At 60.0% G+C, this 14,873-nt stretch carries 13 protein-coding genes; 6 read left to right on the top strand and 7 right to left on the bottom strand.

The annotated features are described in order from the left end of the window. Positions 1-19: 19 nt before the first annotated feature. Positions 20-925, bottom strand: a complete 906-nt coding sequence (locus M5G26_RS06315) for a LysR family transcriptional regulator (RefSeq protein WP_273914733.1) — start codon at positions 923-925, stop codon at positions 20-22. A 94-nt stretch (positions 926-1,019) separates the two neighbouring features. Between M5G26_RS06315 and M5G26_RS06310 the strand changes: the two genes are divergently transcribed. Further along, positions 1,020-2,186, top strand: a complete 1,167-nt coding sequence (locus M5G26_RS06310; RefSeq protein ID WP_273914732.1) for an MFS transporter — start codon at positions 1,020-1,022, stop codon at positions 2,184-2,186. A gap of 102 nt (positions 2,187-2,288) precedes the next feature. On the opposite strand, the gene M5G26_RS06305 is transcribed toward M5G26_RS06310, so the two are convergent. Beyond that, the gene (locus M5G26_RS06305) at positions 2,289-3,203 is read right to left on the bottom strand and encodes a LysR family transcriptional regulator (RefSeq protein WP_093431546.1); all 915 of its coding nucleotides are present in this window, start codon (positions 3,201-3,203) and stop codon (positions 2,289-2,291) included. 214 nt (positions 3,204-3,417) lie between these two features. Here M5G26_RS06305 and M5G26_RS06300 point away from each other — a divergent pair, with 214 nt between their 5' ends. Together M5G26_RS06300 and M5G26_RS06295 are read left to right on the top strand one after the other, a co-directional pair. Continuing rightward, positions 3,418-4,746, top strand: a complete 1,329-nt coding sequence (locus M5G26_RS06300) for a nucleobase:cation symporter-2 family protein (RefSeq protein ID WP_273914730.1) — start codon at positions 3,418-3,420, stop codon at positions 4,744-4,746. A gap of 31 nt (positions 4,747-4,777) precedes the next feature. Continuing rightward, a complete protein-coding gene (locus M5G26_RS06295; RefSeq protein WP_273914729.1) occupies positions 4,778-5,287 on the top strand; it encodes a nucleoside deaminase in 510 nt (169 codons plus the stop codon). Positions 5,288-5,402: 115 nt separating this feature from the next. Here the strand turns inward: M5G26_RS06295 and M5G26_RS06290 are convergent, their stop codons facing one another. Both M5G26_RS06290 and M5G26_RS06285 read right to left on the bottom strand, forming a co-directional pair. After that, entirely contained in the window at positions 5,403-6,524 is a 1,122-nt protein-coding gene (locus tag M5G26_RS06290; protein ID WP_273914728.1) for an SMP-30/gluconolactonase/LRE family protein, read from the bottom strand. A gap of 185 nt (positions 6,525-6,709) precedes the next feature. Continuing rightward, positions 6,710-7,843 (bottom strand): aminotransferase class V-fold PLP-dependent enzyme, encoded by a 1,134-nt coding sequence (locus M5G26_RS06285; protein ID WP_273914727.1) that lies wholly within the window; start codon positions 7,841-7,843, stop codon positions 6,710-6,712. Positions 7,844-7,970: 127 nt separating this feature from the next. Between M5G26_RS06285 and M5G26_RS06280 the strand changes: the two genes are divergently transcribed. Next, positions 7,971-8,582, top strand: coding sequence for a dTMP kinase (locus tag M5G26_RS06280; RefSeq protein WP_273914726.1), 612 nt, complete (start codon positions 7,971-7,973; stop codon positions 8,580-8,582). 85 nt (positions 8,583-8,667) lie between these two features. After that, complete coding sequence (locus M5G26_RS06275; RefSeq protein ID WP_273914725.1) at positions 8,668-9,783, top strand: aromatic ring-hydroxylating dioxygenase subunit alpha; 1,116 nt, start codon at positions 8,668-8,670, stop codon at positions 9,781-9,783. A 42-nt stretch (positions 9,784-9,825) separates the two neighbouring features. Here the strand turns inward: M5G26_RS06275 and M5G26_RS06270 are convergent, their stop codons facing one another. Next, positions 9,826-11,169 carry an MFS transporter gene (locus M5G26_RS06270; protein WP_337993664.1) on the bottom strand — a complete coding sequence of 448 codons (1,344 nt, stop codon included), beginning with the start codon at positions 11,167-11,169 and terminating at the stop codon, positions 9,826-9,828. 343 nt (positions 11,170-11,512) lie between these two features. Between M5G26_RS06270 and M5G26_RS06265 the strand changes: the two genes are divergently transcribed. Continuing rightward, positions 11,513-12,427: a hypothetical protein gene (locus M5G26_RS06265; RefSeq protein WP_134175467.1), complete on the top strand. Its 915-nt coding sequence runs from the start codon at positions 11,513-11,515 to the stop codon at positions 12,425-12,427. 21 nt (positions 12,428-12,448) lie between these two features. Here the strand turns inward: M5G26_RS06265 and M5G26_RS06260 are convergent, their stop codons facing one another. Then, positions 12,449-13,408: an EamA family transporter gene (locus M5G26_RS06260; RefSeq protein ID WP_273914724.1), complete on the bottom strand. Its 960-nt coding sequence runs from the start codon at positions 13,406-13,408 to the stop codon at positions 12,449-12,451. A gap of 259 nt (positions 13,409-13,667) precedes the next feature. After that, positions 13,668-14,780, bottom strand: coding sequence for an alkene reductase (locus M5G26_RS06255; protein ID WP_273914723.1), 1,113 nt, complete (start codon positions 14,778-14,780; stop codon positions 13,668-13,670). Between the last annotated feature and the right edge of the window lie 93 nt (positions 14,781-14,873).

Genomic DNA, 14,873 nt, shown 5'->3' with positions numbered 1-14,873 from the left:
CGGCTGCGCTAATATCAGCTTATACCTGCGCTGACATCCGGTGATTCTCCAGCAAGAAGTCCACGAACAACCGCACCCGCGCCGGCATCGCCGCGCCACCGACGAACACCGCATGAATCGGTTCCTGATCCCCCGGGTTCCAGTCTTGCAGCAGCGCAATCAGGTCGCCGCGCTGCAGATCCTCGCTCACGCTGAACTCCCCGATACGGGCAATGCCGGCACCCACTCGCGCGAATTGTGCCAACGCTTCACCGCTGCTGCATTCGATGTTGCCGCTGACCTTCAGGGAAAACGCTTTGCCATCGCGAATGAACGGCCAGTTGGGTTCGGCACGCCGGAAGTTGAAGCGCAGGCAGTTGTGCTGGAGCAGGTCTTCCGGTTCCTGCGGGACGCCGTGGCGCTGCAGATACTCGGGCGACGCCACCACGACTTGGCCGGTGGTGCCGATCCTGCGTGCGCTCAGCGGGCTGTCGGGCAGGTGGCCGAAGCGCACTGCGATGTCGGCTTGTCCGGCGAGAATATCGACCACTTCATCGCCAAGGGTGAGGTCGACGACGATGTTCGGATAACGGGCGCTGAAGGCTGCGACCAACGGAACAATGGCCAGGCGTCCATGACCAAGGGCGGCACTGACCCGCAATCTTCCTCTGGGCACGCCCTGGTCGGCGATGGCTTCTTCGACCTCGTCCATGTCGGCGAGGATGCGTCGGGCGCCGCGCAGGAACGCTTCGCCCTCGGCGGTGAAGGTGATCGCTCGGGTGGTGCGCAATAGCAGGCGGGTGCCAAGCCGTTGCTCGGTGCGCGCGATGATCCGGCTGACTGCCGAGGGTGTCAGGCCCAGCGCACGCGCGGCGGCCGACAGACTGCCTTCCTGCGCCACGGTGGTGAACACGCTCATTTCACCTGACCTGCCGTTGAAATCCACTTGTGCCTCCTACGCAAAGGTGATTGCCAAAAATGCTATCTACCGCCTGAAAAGACGGGATCGTAGCATTGGCGGCATAGATGAGGAGCTTTCCATGCGTATCAATCCACCACTTGTTGCACTCGCCATCGGTGCCTTCGGCATCGGCGTTACAGAATTCGCCCCCATGGGCATGTTGCCGGGGATCGCTGCGGATTTGGGCGTTTCCATTCCCGCTGCCGGTTTGCTGGTCAGTGCTTATGCGCTGGGCGTATTGCTCGGCGCACCCCTGATGACCCTGACCACCGGCAAGATTCCCCGGCGCTCTCTGCTGATCGGGCTCATGGCGATTTTCACCCTCGGTAATCTGATGTCAGCGTTGGCCACCGATTACTACAGCCTCATGATCGCCAGGGTCGTAACCTCACTGAACCACGGTGCCTTCTTTGGCGTTGGCTCCGTCGTCGCCGCTACCCTGGTCGCCCCGGAGAAACGTGCCGGTGCGGTTGCGGCGATGTTCATGGGCCTGACCCTGGCGACCATCGGCGGTGTGCCGCTGGCCGCCTGGTTTGGCGAACTGTTCGGTTGGCGCACCGCGTTCTGGGGCATTACCGGCCTCGGCGTGGTGACCATGGCCGCGTTGTGGTTCGCCTTGCCCAACGTGCGGGCGCCGCAAAGCGTCGGTGTCATGGCGGAAATCCGGGTATTGGGGCGCGGCCCGGTTTTGGCCGCGCTGGTCCTGACCGTCGTCGGCTCGAGCGCCATGTTCACCGTCTTCACCTACATCGCGCCGATCCTCAGCAGCGAGACCCATGCGTCGACCGCTTACATCACCGCCATGCTGATGCTTTACGGTGTCGGTTTGACGCTGGGCAACATGTGGGGCGGCAAGGCTGCTGACCGCTCGATCGATCGCACCCTGATCGTCTCGCTGAGCGTGCTGATTCTGGTCTTGCTGGCGTTCACCGTACTGATGCGCTGGCCGCTGCCGGCCGCCGTGGCCATCCTGATCTGGGGTATCGCTAGCTTTGCTTTGGTGCCGCCGCTACAGATGCGCGTCATGGAAGCGGCCAAGGACGCGCCCAATCTGGCCTCGGCGGTGAACATCGGCGCCTTCAACTTCGGCAATGCGATTGGCGCAGCGCTGGGCGGTGCGGTGATCAGCAGCGGGCTGGGTTATCCGGCGATCTCCCTGGCTGGCGCGGCAATGGCGGGCCTGGGGCTGCTGATGGTGTTGGGGTTTGCGTGGCGTTCCAGAACGATTGAAGCGGCAACGGTGTGACAAGCTCCGGTCAGCCTGAAACAGCCGAGCTGGCGTAGTTACAAAAGCCCTTGATCGAGGCCCGCTTTGGCGGGCCTCTTTTCACCGCCGTGAACAGCCTAATCAAAGCGTCGTGATCTGCCCATTGCGATCCAGCTCATACACCTTGTTGCCCTGCAATTTCTCCTTCAACCAACGTTCGGCTTTACCCAGCGGCCGTTGCCGCGCCCAGAGCAAATCCACACCAATCTGCCAGTCGGTATGCGGATATGCCGAGAGCTGTAGCTCCACCAGTTCCCCCTTGGCCAGTTCACGCTGCACAAGTTGACGGGGCAGGGTGGCCCAACCGAGCCCGGCGCGGACCATTTCCAGTAACGCCAGATAGCTTTCCGCTTGCCACAACTGGGTCGAGCGCAGGTATTCGCTGCTCGGCAGTTTGCTCGCGTGGGCGCTGAAGGCCAGGCGCCGATGGACGTGCAGGTCGTCGAACGTGACGTTATCGAGTTGCGCCAATGGGTGCTCGGGGTGGCAGACGTGCAGCATGATCAGTTTGCCCAGTTGCTGGAACGCCAGCTCCTTGGGATAGCCGGGCTGTGAGAACGCCACACCGAGTACCGCTTCGCCGCTGCTGACCAGTTCGCTAACGTCGCCGTAAACCGGATGGCGGATGATCAGGTCGACAAAGGGGAACGCGGCTTCGAAGGCTTTGAGCACCGGCATGATCGGCCCGTACGGCGTTTCAATCGCCAGTGTCAGGCTGGTTTCGACGTTGTCCGAAAGGCAGTCAGCGTGGGCTTCGAAGGTCATGCAGCGTTCGAGCACGGCTTCGGCCTGCACCAGCAATTTGTGGCCGCTGGCGGTGAGGGCAGGGCTGCGGTTGCTGCGGTCGAACAGGTCGACGCCAAGGTCGGTTTCGAGGTTGGCAATCGCCGCGCTGATGGTCGATTGGGTCTTGCCCAGTTGGCGCCCGGCGGCGGAAAACGATCCGCTTTTGACCACTTGGACGAACATCAACAGTTGATCGAGTGAGAAGCGCAAGCGGTGAACTCCCGGGTCGAAAATGAAGGTTTGCAGCGGCTAACGAATGCCTGATTGTGCCATCGAAAAAAGCGATGGTTGCTAATTTGTTTCATCGCAATAAACGTTCAAATATGCCCTCGCGTCAAACGATCTCCGGGGCGGATCTGACTTTCAAGCGCCCCTGAGCATGCCCGCGATCTCAACAGATGCCGCACCTTCAGGAGCGTGTGAAATGACCACACAACGCATTCATCCGGTGGACGAGGTTTTACCACTGCGACAGTTGTTCACGTTTGGCTTGCAGCATGTTTTGGTGATGTACGCGGGAGCGGTGGCGGTGCCGCTGATTCTTGGCAGCGCAATGGGACTGACTTCGGCGCAGGTTGTGCTGCTGATCAACGCCAACCTGTTGACCTCGGGTGTGGCAACGTTGATTCAAACCCTCGGCTTCTGGAAATTCGGCGCGCGGCTGCCGCTGATTCAGGGCTGCTCGTTCATAGCCTTGGCGCCGATGATCATGATCGGTAAAGAGTTCGGCCTCAGTCAGATCTTCGGGGCGGTGATCGCCGCAGGCTTCATCACTATTGCGTTGGCACCGGTGTTCAGCCGCTTGCTGCGGTTTTTCCCGCCGGTGGTGATCGGCAGTCTGATCACCATTATCGGCATCTCGCTGATGCCTGCGGCGGCGATCTGGCTGGGCGGCGGCAATCCCGACTCGGCGGATTTCGGCAATCCGGCGAACTTGTTGCTGGGCTTGGCCACGGTCAGCGTGACGTTGGTGATCTACGCCAAATGCAAGGGCTTCCTCGGCAACCTCAGCGTACTCATCGGCTTGTTTGTCGGCAGTCTGATCGCAGCGGCTTGCGGCATGACTCACTTCAATCGGGTCAGCGAAGCGGCGTGGTTTGAGCTGAGCGCGCCGATGGCATTCGGCGCGCCGGAATTCGCGCCGGTGCCGATTCTGATCATGACTCTGGCGATGCTGGTGATCATGGCCGAGACCACCGGCAACTGCCTGGCGATCGGCAAACTGACCGGCAAACCGACCACGCAACAAACCCTCGGCAATGCGTTTCGCGCCGATGGGTTGTCGACCATGCTCGGCGGCTTGTTCAACAGCTTTCCCTACAACGCCCTCACCCAGAACACCGGTTTGATCGCGCTTTCCAACGTGAAAAGCCGCTTCGTCGTGGCCGCGGCCGGGGCAATCATGGTGCTGATGGGCCTGTTCCCGAAACTCGGCGCGTTGATTGCCGCAGTGCCGACGCCTGTGCTCGGTGGCTGCGCGATCGTCATGTTCGGCATGACCACGGTGGCGGGGATTCAGGAACTGTCGCGGGTGCAATTCGAGGGCACTCGCAACGGCATCATCGTCGCCGTATCGGTAAGTGTCGGCGTGCTGCCGATGTCCTTTCCGGCGCTGTTCGAACACGTTGGGCCAACGCTGAAACTGGTGCTCGATAGCGGGATTTTCCTCGGCGCGATCACCGCCATTGTCCTCAACATCCTGCTCAACAACGAAAAAAAATCCGCAACCATCGGCGCTGAACTGGCCGACTGACCTTGTGTTTTCCACTGCCCAGGAGTTACCCATGAATCAATACACGCAGCTCATTCCCGCCGGCGTCAGCGAGCTTGATCTGACCTTGCTGCGCCAGACCATCGCCTTGTCCGAGGCATCGAAACAGCGCGGTCGCCATCCATTCGCGGCATTGGTGGCCGACCGCAACGGCAAGGTGATTGTCGAAGCGGGGAACAACTCGATGCCGCCCGAAGGCGATCCGACTCAGCATGCGGAGTTGGTGGCGGCAGCGGCGGCGGCAAAATTGCTGTCACCGCAAGAGCTGGAATTGTGCACGCTGTATACCAGCGCCGAACCTTGCTGCATGTGCGCCGGCGCGGTGTACTGGACGGGGATCGGGCGGGTGGTTTATGCCTTGTCGGAGCATGCGTTGCTGGGGTTGACGGGGGATCATCCGGAGAACCCGACGTTCTCGTTGCCGTGCCGCGAGGTGTTCGCCAAGGGGCAGCGCAAGGTCAGTGTTTTCGGGCCGATGCTGGAGGGGGAGGCGGCTGAGCCGCATAAAGGGTTCTGGTCGTAAACTGCTGTCCGCTTAACAACGTCCAGCGAAGCGGAAGCCGTAAAAGGGATTGAATGCCGCGCATCCTCGGATGCGCGGCAATTCTCACGAAACTATCGCCAGACGAACCTCACTTCTACAATGCAAACGTAGTCCCCCGAGTATTCACAAACAGCGAGTAGATCGAGTGACTACTGGCCATGAACAACCGGTTCCCTTCACGTCCCCCAAAGCACAAATTCGGGCAACGCTCTGGCAGGGAAATGTGCCCGATGGCCTTGCCCTGCGGATTGAACACGCGCACGCCGTCGAGTTTTTCCAGGTCGGCCTTGGGGTCACCATTGCCGCCCCAGCCGCACCACAGGTTGCCGGCTTCGTCGCATTTGATGCCGTCGATGGCGGCATATTCCAGCCCTTCGATGTGCTTTTGGCGTTCGCCGAGTGTGCCGTCGTCCTTCACGGTAATCGCCCAGATCAGGCGATTGGGCTTGGCGCGTCCTTCGACGACGTACAGTGTTTTCTCATCCGGAGAAAAGCACAGACCGTTGGGGCCGTTTAGATCGTCGATGACCCGCGTGAGTTTTTTGCTCTCGCCGTCGATGCGGTACACGGCGTGGGGTTGGCTCGGGATGATTTTGTGACCTTCGTAGTTGTTGCTGGTCTGGAAGGGCGGGTCGGTGAACCAGATCGATCCGTCACTTTTGCAGACGATGTCGTTGGGCGAGTTGAAGGGCTTGCCGTCGAAGCTGTCGGCCAGCACGGTGATCGTGCCGTTGGCTTCGGTGCGCGTGATGCGCCGGCCTTCGCTGGTGGTGGTAGAGCCTTCACAGACGATCAAACGCCCTTGGCGATCCCGGCACATGCCGTTGGAGAAGTTGGAGTGTTCGCGGTAAACGGAGAAGGTATCGGTGATTTCGTCCCAGCGCATGATGCGATTATTGGGGATGTCGCTGACCAGCAAATAGCGGCCATCACCGAACCAAACCGGTCCTTCAGCCCAGCGCATGCCGGTGGCAAGTTTTTCAACACTGGCGTTGAAAATACGCAGCTCAAGGAAGCTGTCGTCAAGGATGTGTATCAGCGGATCAGGGTAGCGCTGACTCAAGGGTTCGGCGGCCTCGGCGATCCGCGTCAGAGCGGTGCTGCCGACGGTGGCGAGCGTGGCGGAAACGGCAAGAGACTTTTTCAGGAAGCTGCGGCGGGTGTTGCCTTGCGCTCGGTCAAGGTTTTCAGGTCGAGCGGACAGGGATGAGTCCATGTAGCGATCTCCGTGGTTTTATTTTTTTTGTGGGAGACGTAGTAATACCTTGTGATAGGACATCGTACAAGTTGTTCGTTGCGCACGGGCCATAGGGCGTATGTAGCAATGGAGGCGAATAAGCATCACCTCCACCATAAGTATTGGCATGCGATAACTCCGTGCCCTGCGGGCACGAACAGATCCTAGCCAACCATGACTTCATCCAATGCCTGCTCCAACATGCTGACGGTGCGCTCGATATTCTGCAGCTTCTCCAGTCCGAACAGCCCGAGGCGAAAAGTCTGGAAGTCGGCCGGCTCATCGCATTGCAGTGGCACGCCGGCAGCGATCTGCAGGCCGTGATTGGCAAATTTCTTGCCGCTTTTGATATCGGCATCATCGGTGTAGCTCACTACAACACCAGGGGCCTGAAAGCCCGCAGCGGCCACACTTTTGATGCCTTTGCCGGTCAACAGCGCACGGACCCGATCGCCCAGCGCCTGTTGGTCGTCGCGGATCTTGTCGAAGCCGTACGCTTGCGTCTCTTTCATCACGTCGTTGAACCGTGCGAGGGAATCGCTGGGCATGGTCGCGTGATAGGCATGTCCGCCCTGTTCGTAGGCCTGCATGATCTGCAGCCACTTTTTCAGGTCGCAGGCGAAGCTGCTGCTTTGCGTCTGTTCGATTCGCTCAAGCGCCGCAGCACTGAACATCACCAGGGCGCAGCAAGGGGAGGCGCTCCAGCCTTTCTGGGGGGCGCTGATCAGCAGGTCGACGGCGCATTTGTGCATATCCACCCAAATGGTGCCGGAGGCGATGCAGTCCAGCACAAACAGACCACCCACTGCATGCACAGCGTCACCGACCGCCCGCATATAGTCGTCGGGCAGGAGGATCCCGGATGAAGTTTCAACGTGGGGCGCGAAGACGACTTTCGGTTTCTGCGCCGCGATGGCGGCCAGCACCTCGTCCAACGGCGGCGGGGCGTAGGCTGCCTGGCGACCCGTCTCGATCGGCCGGGCTTTTAACACCGTGGTGGCCGCCGGGATATTGCCCATCTCCAGAATCTGGCTCCAGCGATAACTGAACCAGCCGTTGCGTATCACCAGACATTGCTGGCCGGAGGCGAACTGTCGCGCGACCGCTTCCATGCCGAATGTACCGCTGCCCGGAACCACCGCCACCGCTTCGGCGTGGTAGACCTGTTTCAGGGTCGTGGAGATGTTCTTCATCACGCCTTGAAAGGACTGTGACATGTGGTTCAGCGAGCGGTCGGTGTAGACCACTGAGTACTCGACCAATCCCTCGGGATCGATGCTCGGATAGAGCTTTGACATGGTGACTCCTTTGGCAGAGGGGTAAACATCATTGGCAAGCAAGTGTAGGCAAAGGGCAGGGATCAGCTCATCGAAATGCGCAAATGAGGTTAGAGTGCTCCGCAATGTCCTTATCGCTGCGTGAACCATGAAGCTGCCGCTGTTTATTTCTCTGGATGGGCCCAAGGGCACCGGCAAAACCACACTGCTGGAGGCCGTGACCGCCGCACTGCGGGCAAACAACCAGAAAGTCATTCGGCTGTGCGAGAGAAAAAGTGATCCGTACCGCGGCGAAACCATGGCCCTCATCAACCAACTCGCCAGACATCCCTCGCGGGATCTGGAGTGGGCGGTGTGTCAGCGCCTTGCGGATAGCCGTCGCTGGATTTCTGAGCGGGTGCTGCCCAAACAGCCATTGAACAGCATCATCCTGATCGATCGCTGGTATCCGTCGGATGCCGCATTTCGCCATAGCGTGCCGTTTGCCGAGATTCTGCAGTTGAACATCGAGCGAGGCGTGCGCGTGCCGGACCTGCATGTCGGCGTTGTAACTGCGCCGGATATTTCATGGGCGAGGGCGACGGCACGATCGCGTGGACTAGGCGGCACGGTGATCCAGAAACACACCGAGCACGTCGTGTGTAGCGAGATGTTCGAGCAGGCGGTTGTCGATAACGGCTGGGTGTTGTGCCGTAACGAAGGAACCATCGAAGCCGCAACGACTCAGGTAGTGGCAGAGATCTATAAAGTGCTTGGCTGATTGTCGAATCAGCGCCGCCTGATCTAGTTTGAATGTCAGGTTTCTCTGACATGAACTCACCGTACTGACGGATCACACGCCCCCCATGCTCACAAACCTCTGGTATGTCGTTCTCCCATCGTCGCAGTTGACTGATGGATTGATGCCGGTTCAATTGCTCGGACAACCGTTCGTGGCGTTCCGCGATGACGCGGGTGTCGCTCATGTGCTGTCGGATATCTGTGTGCATCGCGGCGGCTCACTGTCGGCCGGCAGCAAGGTCGGCAACAGCGTGCAGTGTCCCTATCACGGCTGGCGGTTTGGCGGTGATGGCGTCTGCACGCAGATACCGGCGCAGCCCGACCTGCGGATTCCTGCAAAGGCCCGCGTCGATGCGTACCCGACGCTGGAGCGATACGGTTGGATCTGGGCGTTTTTAGGTGATCTGCCGGAGTCTGAGCGTCCACCCTTGCCCGCGCTCGACTGGGTCGACGACCCCGCCATCCGCGTGGTCTCGGGTCACTTTGACTGGCAGGCCAGTTGGGACCGGATTATTGAAAACGGTCTGGACTTCGCGCACGCGCCGTTTGTCCATGGCTCAACCTTCGGTGATCCGGATCATCCCGAGATTGAATCGTTCGAGGTCGACAGCGATGCGTGGAGCGGCAGCGCGCAAATGCTTATGCGCAGGCCGGCACGCAAAGGGCTGCTGCGGCGTAAATCCTCCACTGAGTTTGTCAGCGTGGTCACCGTTCCAGGTTTCCATTTGTCCGGCCCATGCACAACGCTGGAACTTGAATTACCGAACGGCTGGCGGATCTACATCGTCTCGGCGCATGTTCCGATTGACGCTAACCGCACGCGCACTTGGTGGATGATGGGTAGAACGTTCCTGCGCTCACGGCTGCTGGATCGCAGGTTCATTGCGAGCAATATCCGTATCTTCGACCAAGATCATGCCGTATTGAAAAACGTCCGGCCCGAGCGTGTGCCGGACTCTTTTCAGCAGGAGGTTTCGCTGAAATCCGATGCGCTGCAGATTGCCTTTCGCCGAGACGTGCAGGCACTGGAACAGCGCGGCTGGCGCATCGATGAAGAGCGTCTTGCGCGAACGTTCACTGGACGCAAGGCTTGCGCGATACCCAGCCCTGAACGTCGTCAGATTCGCGCTTGGGCGATCGAGCCGATTCCGCTCGTGGATATCACCCACGAACCTGAATAGTGGTGCGAGCCAGCCTGCGCTTGACGCAGACTGGCGCAAGCCTTAGCGCGTCTCACACTGCGGCGAAGGCTCGCCGCTCAAAGCATCGACCATCGGCGGATGCTCCTGCACCGCTTGACGCAAGTCCTCGGTCACCCGCAGCTCCGCACCTGTCGGCGAGAACGTCGCGGCCGCCGCAAAAGGTGCGGGATTGGCCGGAACCGGGCGTTTGCCGCGTCGCCACAGGAAGAAGGTGACCATGCACAGATTGACCAGCGCAAACACCCAGAACAGACCATTGGCACCGAACGAATTCATCACCGGCGAGATCATCATCGGGCTGATCGCCGAGCCCAGCGAGTTGATCAGCAGCAAGCCCTGAATCATCGGCACCAAGGCTTCGGCAGGCGCGCGGTCGGCGGCGTGGCTGACGGCAACCGGGTACAGCGCGAATACGCCGCCACCGAGCAGAAACAACATCACCGCGAGCATTGTCGAGGACAACGGCACCAGCACGATCACCAGCGATAGCACGGTGCACGCCACTGTCAGGATCGTCAGCACCTGCAAGCGATCCTTGCGATCAGACCAACGCCCGACCGGGTATTGCAGGAGCATCGCACCGAGGATCGTCCAGGCCATCATGCTGCCGACTTCACCGACATTCAGACCACTGCGCTGCAGATACAGCGGCAGCAAGGTGTAAATCGCCGCGATGGTCACACCCGAGCCGAAACAGCCGACCAGCCCGGTCGGCGTCACGCCCAATAGTTGCCGAGGCTTGAGCGGTTCAACCTGATCCAGCAGCGGCGAAACGCGTGGCAGGATCACGATCGGCAACACCGACAACGAGGCGAGCATGCCGGCGACCATGAACGGTGCGCTGTCGCTGAGCCCGGTGATTTTTCCCAGCGTTGCCTGACCCAGAACACCGGCGCCATACAGGACGATCATGTACAACGCGAGCAAGCGTCCGCGAATCTTCGCGTCGCCCGCCAGCAGCAGCCAGCTTTCGATCACCAGAAACACACCGACCGTGGCCCAGCCGTTGATCAGGCGCAGGGCGAACCAGCCCCACGTGTCATAAAACAATCCCTGCAGCAGGATTGTCACGGCGATCAGCGAAGCAAAGCTGCCGTAGGCGCGGATATGGCCGATGCGCAGAATCAAGCGGTCATTGAACACCGCACCCAGTGTCAGGCCGATGAAGTAGGCCGAGGAAACGATGCCGATCATCGTGGTCGATGCACCGGCAGCGTCCAGTCGAAGGGTGGTCAGCGACGACATGAAACCGTTGCCCAGCGCAACAATGAACAGCCCGAGCAGGGGCGCCAGCGCCATGGCCAGCAAACGCGGAGACATAAAAACCTCTAGAGGACGAACAGCGCAACGTGCGCCGCTGCGCATGCGATTGCCAAGCCGAAAAAATGTGTGGTGCGAATGCCCGCCGAACGGGCAGGGCGGTTGAGTCGGACACACGTCAACGAGGTGTGGCCAGCCATTCAGGTACGCGTTTTTGTGACCGTGATGCAGGCAGCCACCGATGGGGGCTGCAAGAGAGCGCGGGATTCTAAGGCTTGTGCAGGATTTGCCAAGAGCTGTTTGCTGCGACGTTAGGACGCAGGTGTTGCCATTTATGCTGGTCGTGAGTGGCCGGAGAAAAAACAGCTTTTTGCCATCACCTAAGTGCTAAATTGCCTCGCGTACGGTCAGTGTTCAGCAATCACGCAAGTTTCTGGAGATCAACAGCATGGAAGCCACCCCGATAGGCCGAACAGCCGCAACACGTTACCTCGCAGCCTTTGGTCTATCGCTGCTGTTCAATCCTTCAACCCCGGCCTTCGCCTTCAACCCCGACCTGCATTCGGTTTACGCACTGAAAGCGGCTCACGCTTATCAGCGCTGCGCGGGGGTGAAGTTGCCCGAGCATTTGGCCGAGGCATTGGCGATTGGCACTGACGCAGAGGATTCAAATCTGCTGACGCTCCCTCAGCGCGCTACCAATTGGCACTTCTATAACCGCAACAAAAAACTTGAGCCATTCTGGTTCGCCAACCGTAGCCTGGACGTGATCTTTTCAAAACGTATTGAAAAGCTGAACGCGCTGCTGGCGGAACCTGATGCCGATCCCGTTGCTGTATACGAGCAGGCAGGAAGGGTCTTGCATTACATACAAGACATGAGCGTACCCGGCCATGTAGTCCCGGCTTACCACGCCAAGTTGCCGGGCAATCATTCCGATCCGTTTGATGAGTTCGAGAGCATTGAAGCGCTGCCTGTTTTCGACTTGTCTGACGCACAGTGTCAGGCGCTTCGTGATGAGGCAGGCAAAGCCGACGCCACCCCTAAGGGTTTTTTGGACGCCGCCGCCACAGCCACCTTGCAGGCGATAGAACAGATAGACGCAGCCGGCAAACCTGTCGTCGACGGTGCATGGAAAGCGTATTGGGTGTATCCCGCCCGAGATACCGATGAGGCTCGCAAAGGCTGGGGCCAATACGGTGACTGTGAATTTTCCAAGGGCGAAGTCAACGCTGGCTGCAAGGGTGAGCAAGAGCTTGTGGCGTTGTTTGAGCAGCAATCTCGGCAGGCTCAGGAAAATTCGGTATTGATGCTTTTTTATGTACAAAAGAAGCTCGCCGAAGCAGGCCAAACTCGACCGTGAAGAACCGCTGGCGAGAAACCCTCACGCACTGGCTTTAACCTCAGCCTTGACCACTGATTTTCGATAAGTCAGCAAAACGATGCCAGTGACCACGATCACTCCGCCGAGAATCTGTCCGTTGCTGAGCATCTGGTCCAGCACAATCCAGCCCATCAGCAGCGTTGCCAATGGCTCGATGTTCATGACCGGCGCATTGCGCGGCATGTCCAGTCGAGGTACCGAAATGAACAGGACGATAAAACCTGTGCCGTACAGCACCACCAAAGTGGCGAGGGCCAGCCATCCGGTCGAGCTGGCGGGCAGGTTCAGTCCGCCTGGGAGGGCGCCCGTCAGCCCCGCCAGATTGACGCTGCTGAAGACGATGAAAATGGTCAGCAGACTGCGCACCGAGCCGCGTACCTGAGACAGTTTGTGGTCGGTGATCCACAGTGCGCAGGCGAACACGCTGGCGGCGCAGAACGCGAGCGCGACGCCCGTCACCCATTGCGCACTGACGTCTGTCGTGGTCGAGAGCCGCCCGGGGACGTCCAGCACAAACACCAGGCCCAATAGAATCAAGCCCATTAACGTCGCAGTGCGTGCGCTCGGTCGCTGACCACCCAGCGCCCAGGTGAGCAATGCCAGCAGAATAGGGAATACGTTCGCCACCAGCAGGGCCAGCGCCACTGGCACCCGCGCGACAGCGGAATACAGACACAGACTCTGCGCAGTGATCAGCAATCCCAGCAACAGCTGCCAGCGCCAGGCACCCGCCGGCAAGCGCGGGCTTTGTCTTTGCCACAGCACCAGGATGGCGAGCACCAGCAAGGTCCCGCCGGAACGCATCAAAATCGCCAGCAGCACACCCGCGCCATCATCAAAGGCGACCCGCGCCGCCACATGATTGCCGGCAAACGCACAGCCCATGCACAGCAGAATGATCACCGCCAGAGAACGGGGGTAGGGTGGCGGCACGGTTTGCGTAACGGTAGGGCGAGGCATGGCAGATCTCAGGATTGTTAGCCGTTCGAACGACTTGGTTTTTTATTTGGTTGTCGTACAACTAGCCCGTTTTATCGCATTCGGCGACGTCGGGCAATAGACCTAAAAGCTCACAGCTACGCAGGTGTTCAGTGTTTCGGTAGGGTTTTCATGTCTGCAACTTAACTGCAGAGATCGTATGACCTGATAGAATAGGGGCGCATCGGCCCCTGCTTCCAAGGATTTACACATTCATGAGATGCGGGTGGTCTGCTTCTGCTCAGGCATGAAATGGATAATCGATGTAGCCACGCTGATCCCCGCCAAAGAAGCTGCTCGGATCCGGCGCGTTGAGCACCAAGCCATCGTGCAGCCTACGCGGCAAGTCAGGGTTGGCCAGGAATGGCCGGCCAAACGCGATGATGTCGGCACGATTGGCAATCAGTGCCTGTTCGGCAGATTGCGCATCGTAGCCGCCCGCCAGGATCAGCACGCCGTTCCACGTTTTGCGCAACTGGGCAATGATCGCATCCCAGCGCGGGTCGAAGTTCTCATCTTTGACTGTGCCGACCATCGCTGGCTCGACCAGATGCAGGTAGGCCAGATTCCATTGGTTGAGCGCCTCGACGAGGTGGCCGAAGGTCGCCTCCGGAGTGTCATCACCCATGCCCATGAAGCGCCCCATCGGCGTCAGGCGTACGCCGACCCGTTCGGCGCCGACTTCTTCAGCCACGGCCGCGACCACTTCCAGCAGAAACCGCGCGCGATTTTCCACGCTGCCACCATAGGCATCGTCACGCTGGTTGCTGTTGCTATTAAGAAACTGATCGAGCAGGTAACCGTTGCCGGCATGGATTTCCACACCGTCCATGCCTGCCTGCAATGCGTTGCGCGCGGCCACGCGGTAGTCCTCGACGATGCCGGCGATTTCCGCGGTTTCCAGCGCGCGCGGCACCGGCACATCACCCCAGACACCGTTACCGTTTTCGTCGACGATAAACGTCTTGCCCGGCACCGGCAGCGCGCTGGGCGCAACGGGCAGGCCGGCATCGGGTTGAAAGCTCGGATGGGAAACCCGGCCGACGTGCCACAGTTGCATGAAGATCAATCCGCCGGCTTCATGCACCGCCGCGCTGACGTCACGCCACGCCTCAACTTGCTCAGGGCTGTAGATGCCCGGCGTCCAGGCGTAACCCTGAGCTTGCCGGGAGATTTGCGTGGCCTCGGTGATGATCAGCGCGGCACTGGCCCGCTGGCGGTAGTACTCGGCGTTCATCGGCGTCGGCACGTCGCCCGGTTGGCCGGCGCGTGAGCGCGTCAACGGCGCCATTGCCACACGGTGGGCGAGGGTGTAAGGACCGAGTGCGAGGGGTTGGAACAGGCGACGGGTCATGGGTAGCTCCAGATTTCAATAAAGGAAATTCAAGCGCGGCAGCGGGGCCGCGAACCAGTGCCGCTAACTTAACCGCGCTCAGCGAGGCTGATA

The organism is Pseudomonas sp. TNT2022 ID642 (genome assembly GCF_028656995.1).
Lineage (GTDB): Bacteria > Pseudomonadota > Gammaproteobacteria > Pseudomonadales > Pseudomonadaceae > Aquipseudomonas.
The sequence above is the reverse complement of the archived record's forward strand: the minus strand, read 5'-3'. Positions and strand labels throughout refer to the sequence as shown.

Bases quoted from the DNA above. Each gene is read 5' to 3' on its own strand.
- M5G26_RS06310 (WP_273914732.1), top strand. From the start codon at position 1,020: ATGCGTATCAATCCACCACTTGTTGCACTCGCCATCGGTGCCTTCGGC.
- M5G26_RS06300 (WP_273914730.1), top strand. From the start codon at position 3,418: ATGACCACACAACGCATTCATCCGGTGGACGAGGTTTTACCACTGCGA.
- M5G26_RS06295 (WP_273914729.1), top strand. From the start codon at position 4,778: ATGAATCAATACACGCAGCTCATTCCCGCCGGCGTCAGCGAGCTTGAT.
- M5G26_RS06290 (WP_273914728.1), bottom strand. From the start codon at position 6,524: ATGGACTCATCCCTGTCCGCTCGACCTGAAAACCTTGACCGAGCGCAA.
- M5G26_RS06285 (WP_273914727.1), bottom strand. From the start codon at position 7,843: ATGTCAAAGCTCTATCCGAGCATCGATCCCGAGGGATTGGTCGAGTAC.
- M5G26_RS06280 (WP_273914726.1), top strand. From the start codon at position 7,971: ATGAAGCTGCCGCTGTTTATTTCTCTGGATGGGCCCAAGGGCACCGGC.
- M5G26_RS06275 (WP_273914725.1), top strand. From the start codon at position 8,668: ATGCTCACAAACCTCTGGTATGTCGTTCTCCCATCGTCGCAGTTGACT.
- M5G26_RS06270 (WP_337993664.1), bottom strand. From the start codon at position 11,169: ATGCGCAGCGGCGCACGTTGCGCTGTTCGTCCTCTAGAGGTTTTTATG.
- M5G26_RS06265 (WP_134175467.1), top strand. From the start codon at position 11,513: ATGGAAGCCACCCCGATAGGCCGAACAGCCGCAACACGTTACCTCGCA.
- M5G26_RS06260 (WP_273914724.1), bottom strand. From the start codon at position 13,408: ATGCCTCGCCCTACCGTTACGCAAACCGTGCCGCCACCCTACCCCCGT.
- M5G26_RS06255 (WP_273914723.1), bottom strand. From the start codon at position 14,780: ATGACCCGTCGCCTGTTCCAACCCCTCGCACTCGGTCCTTACACCCTC.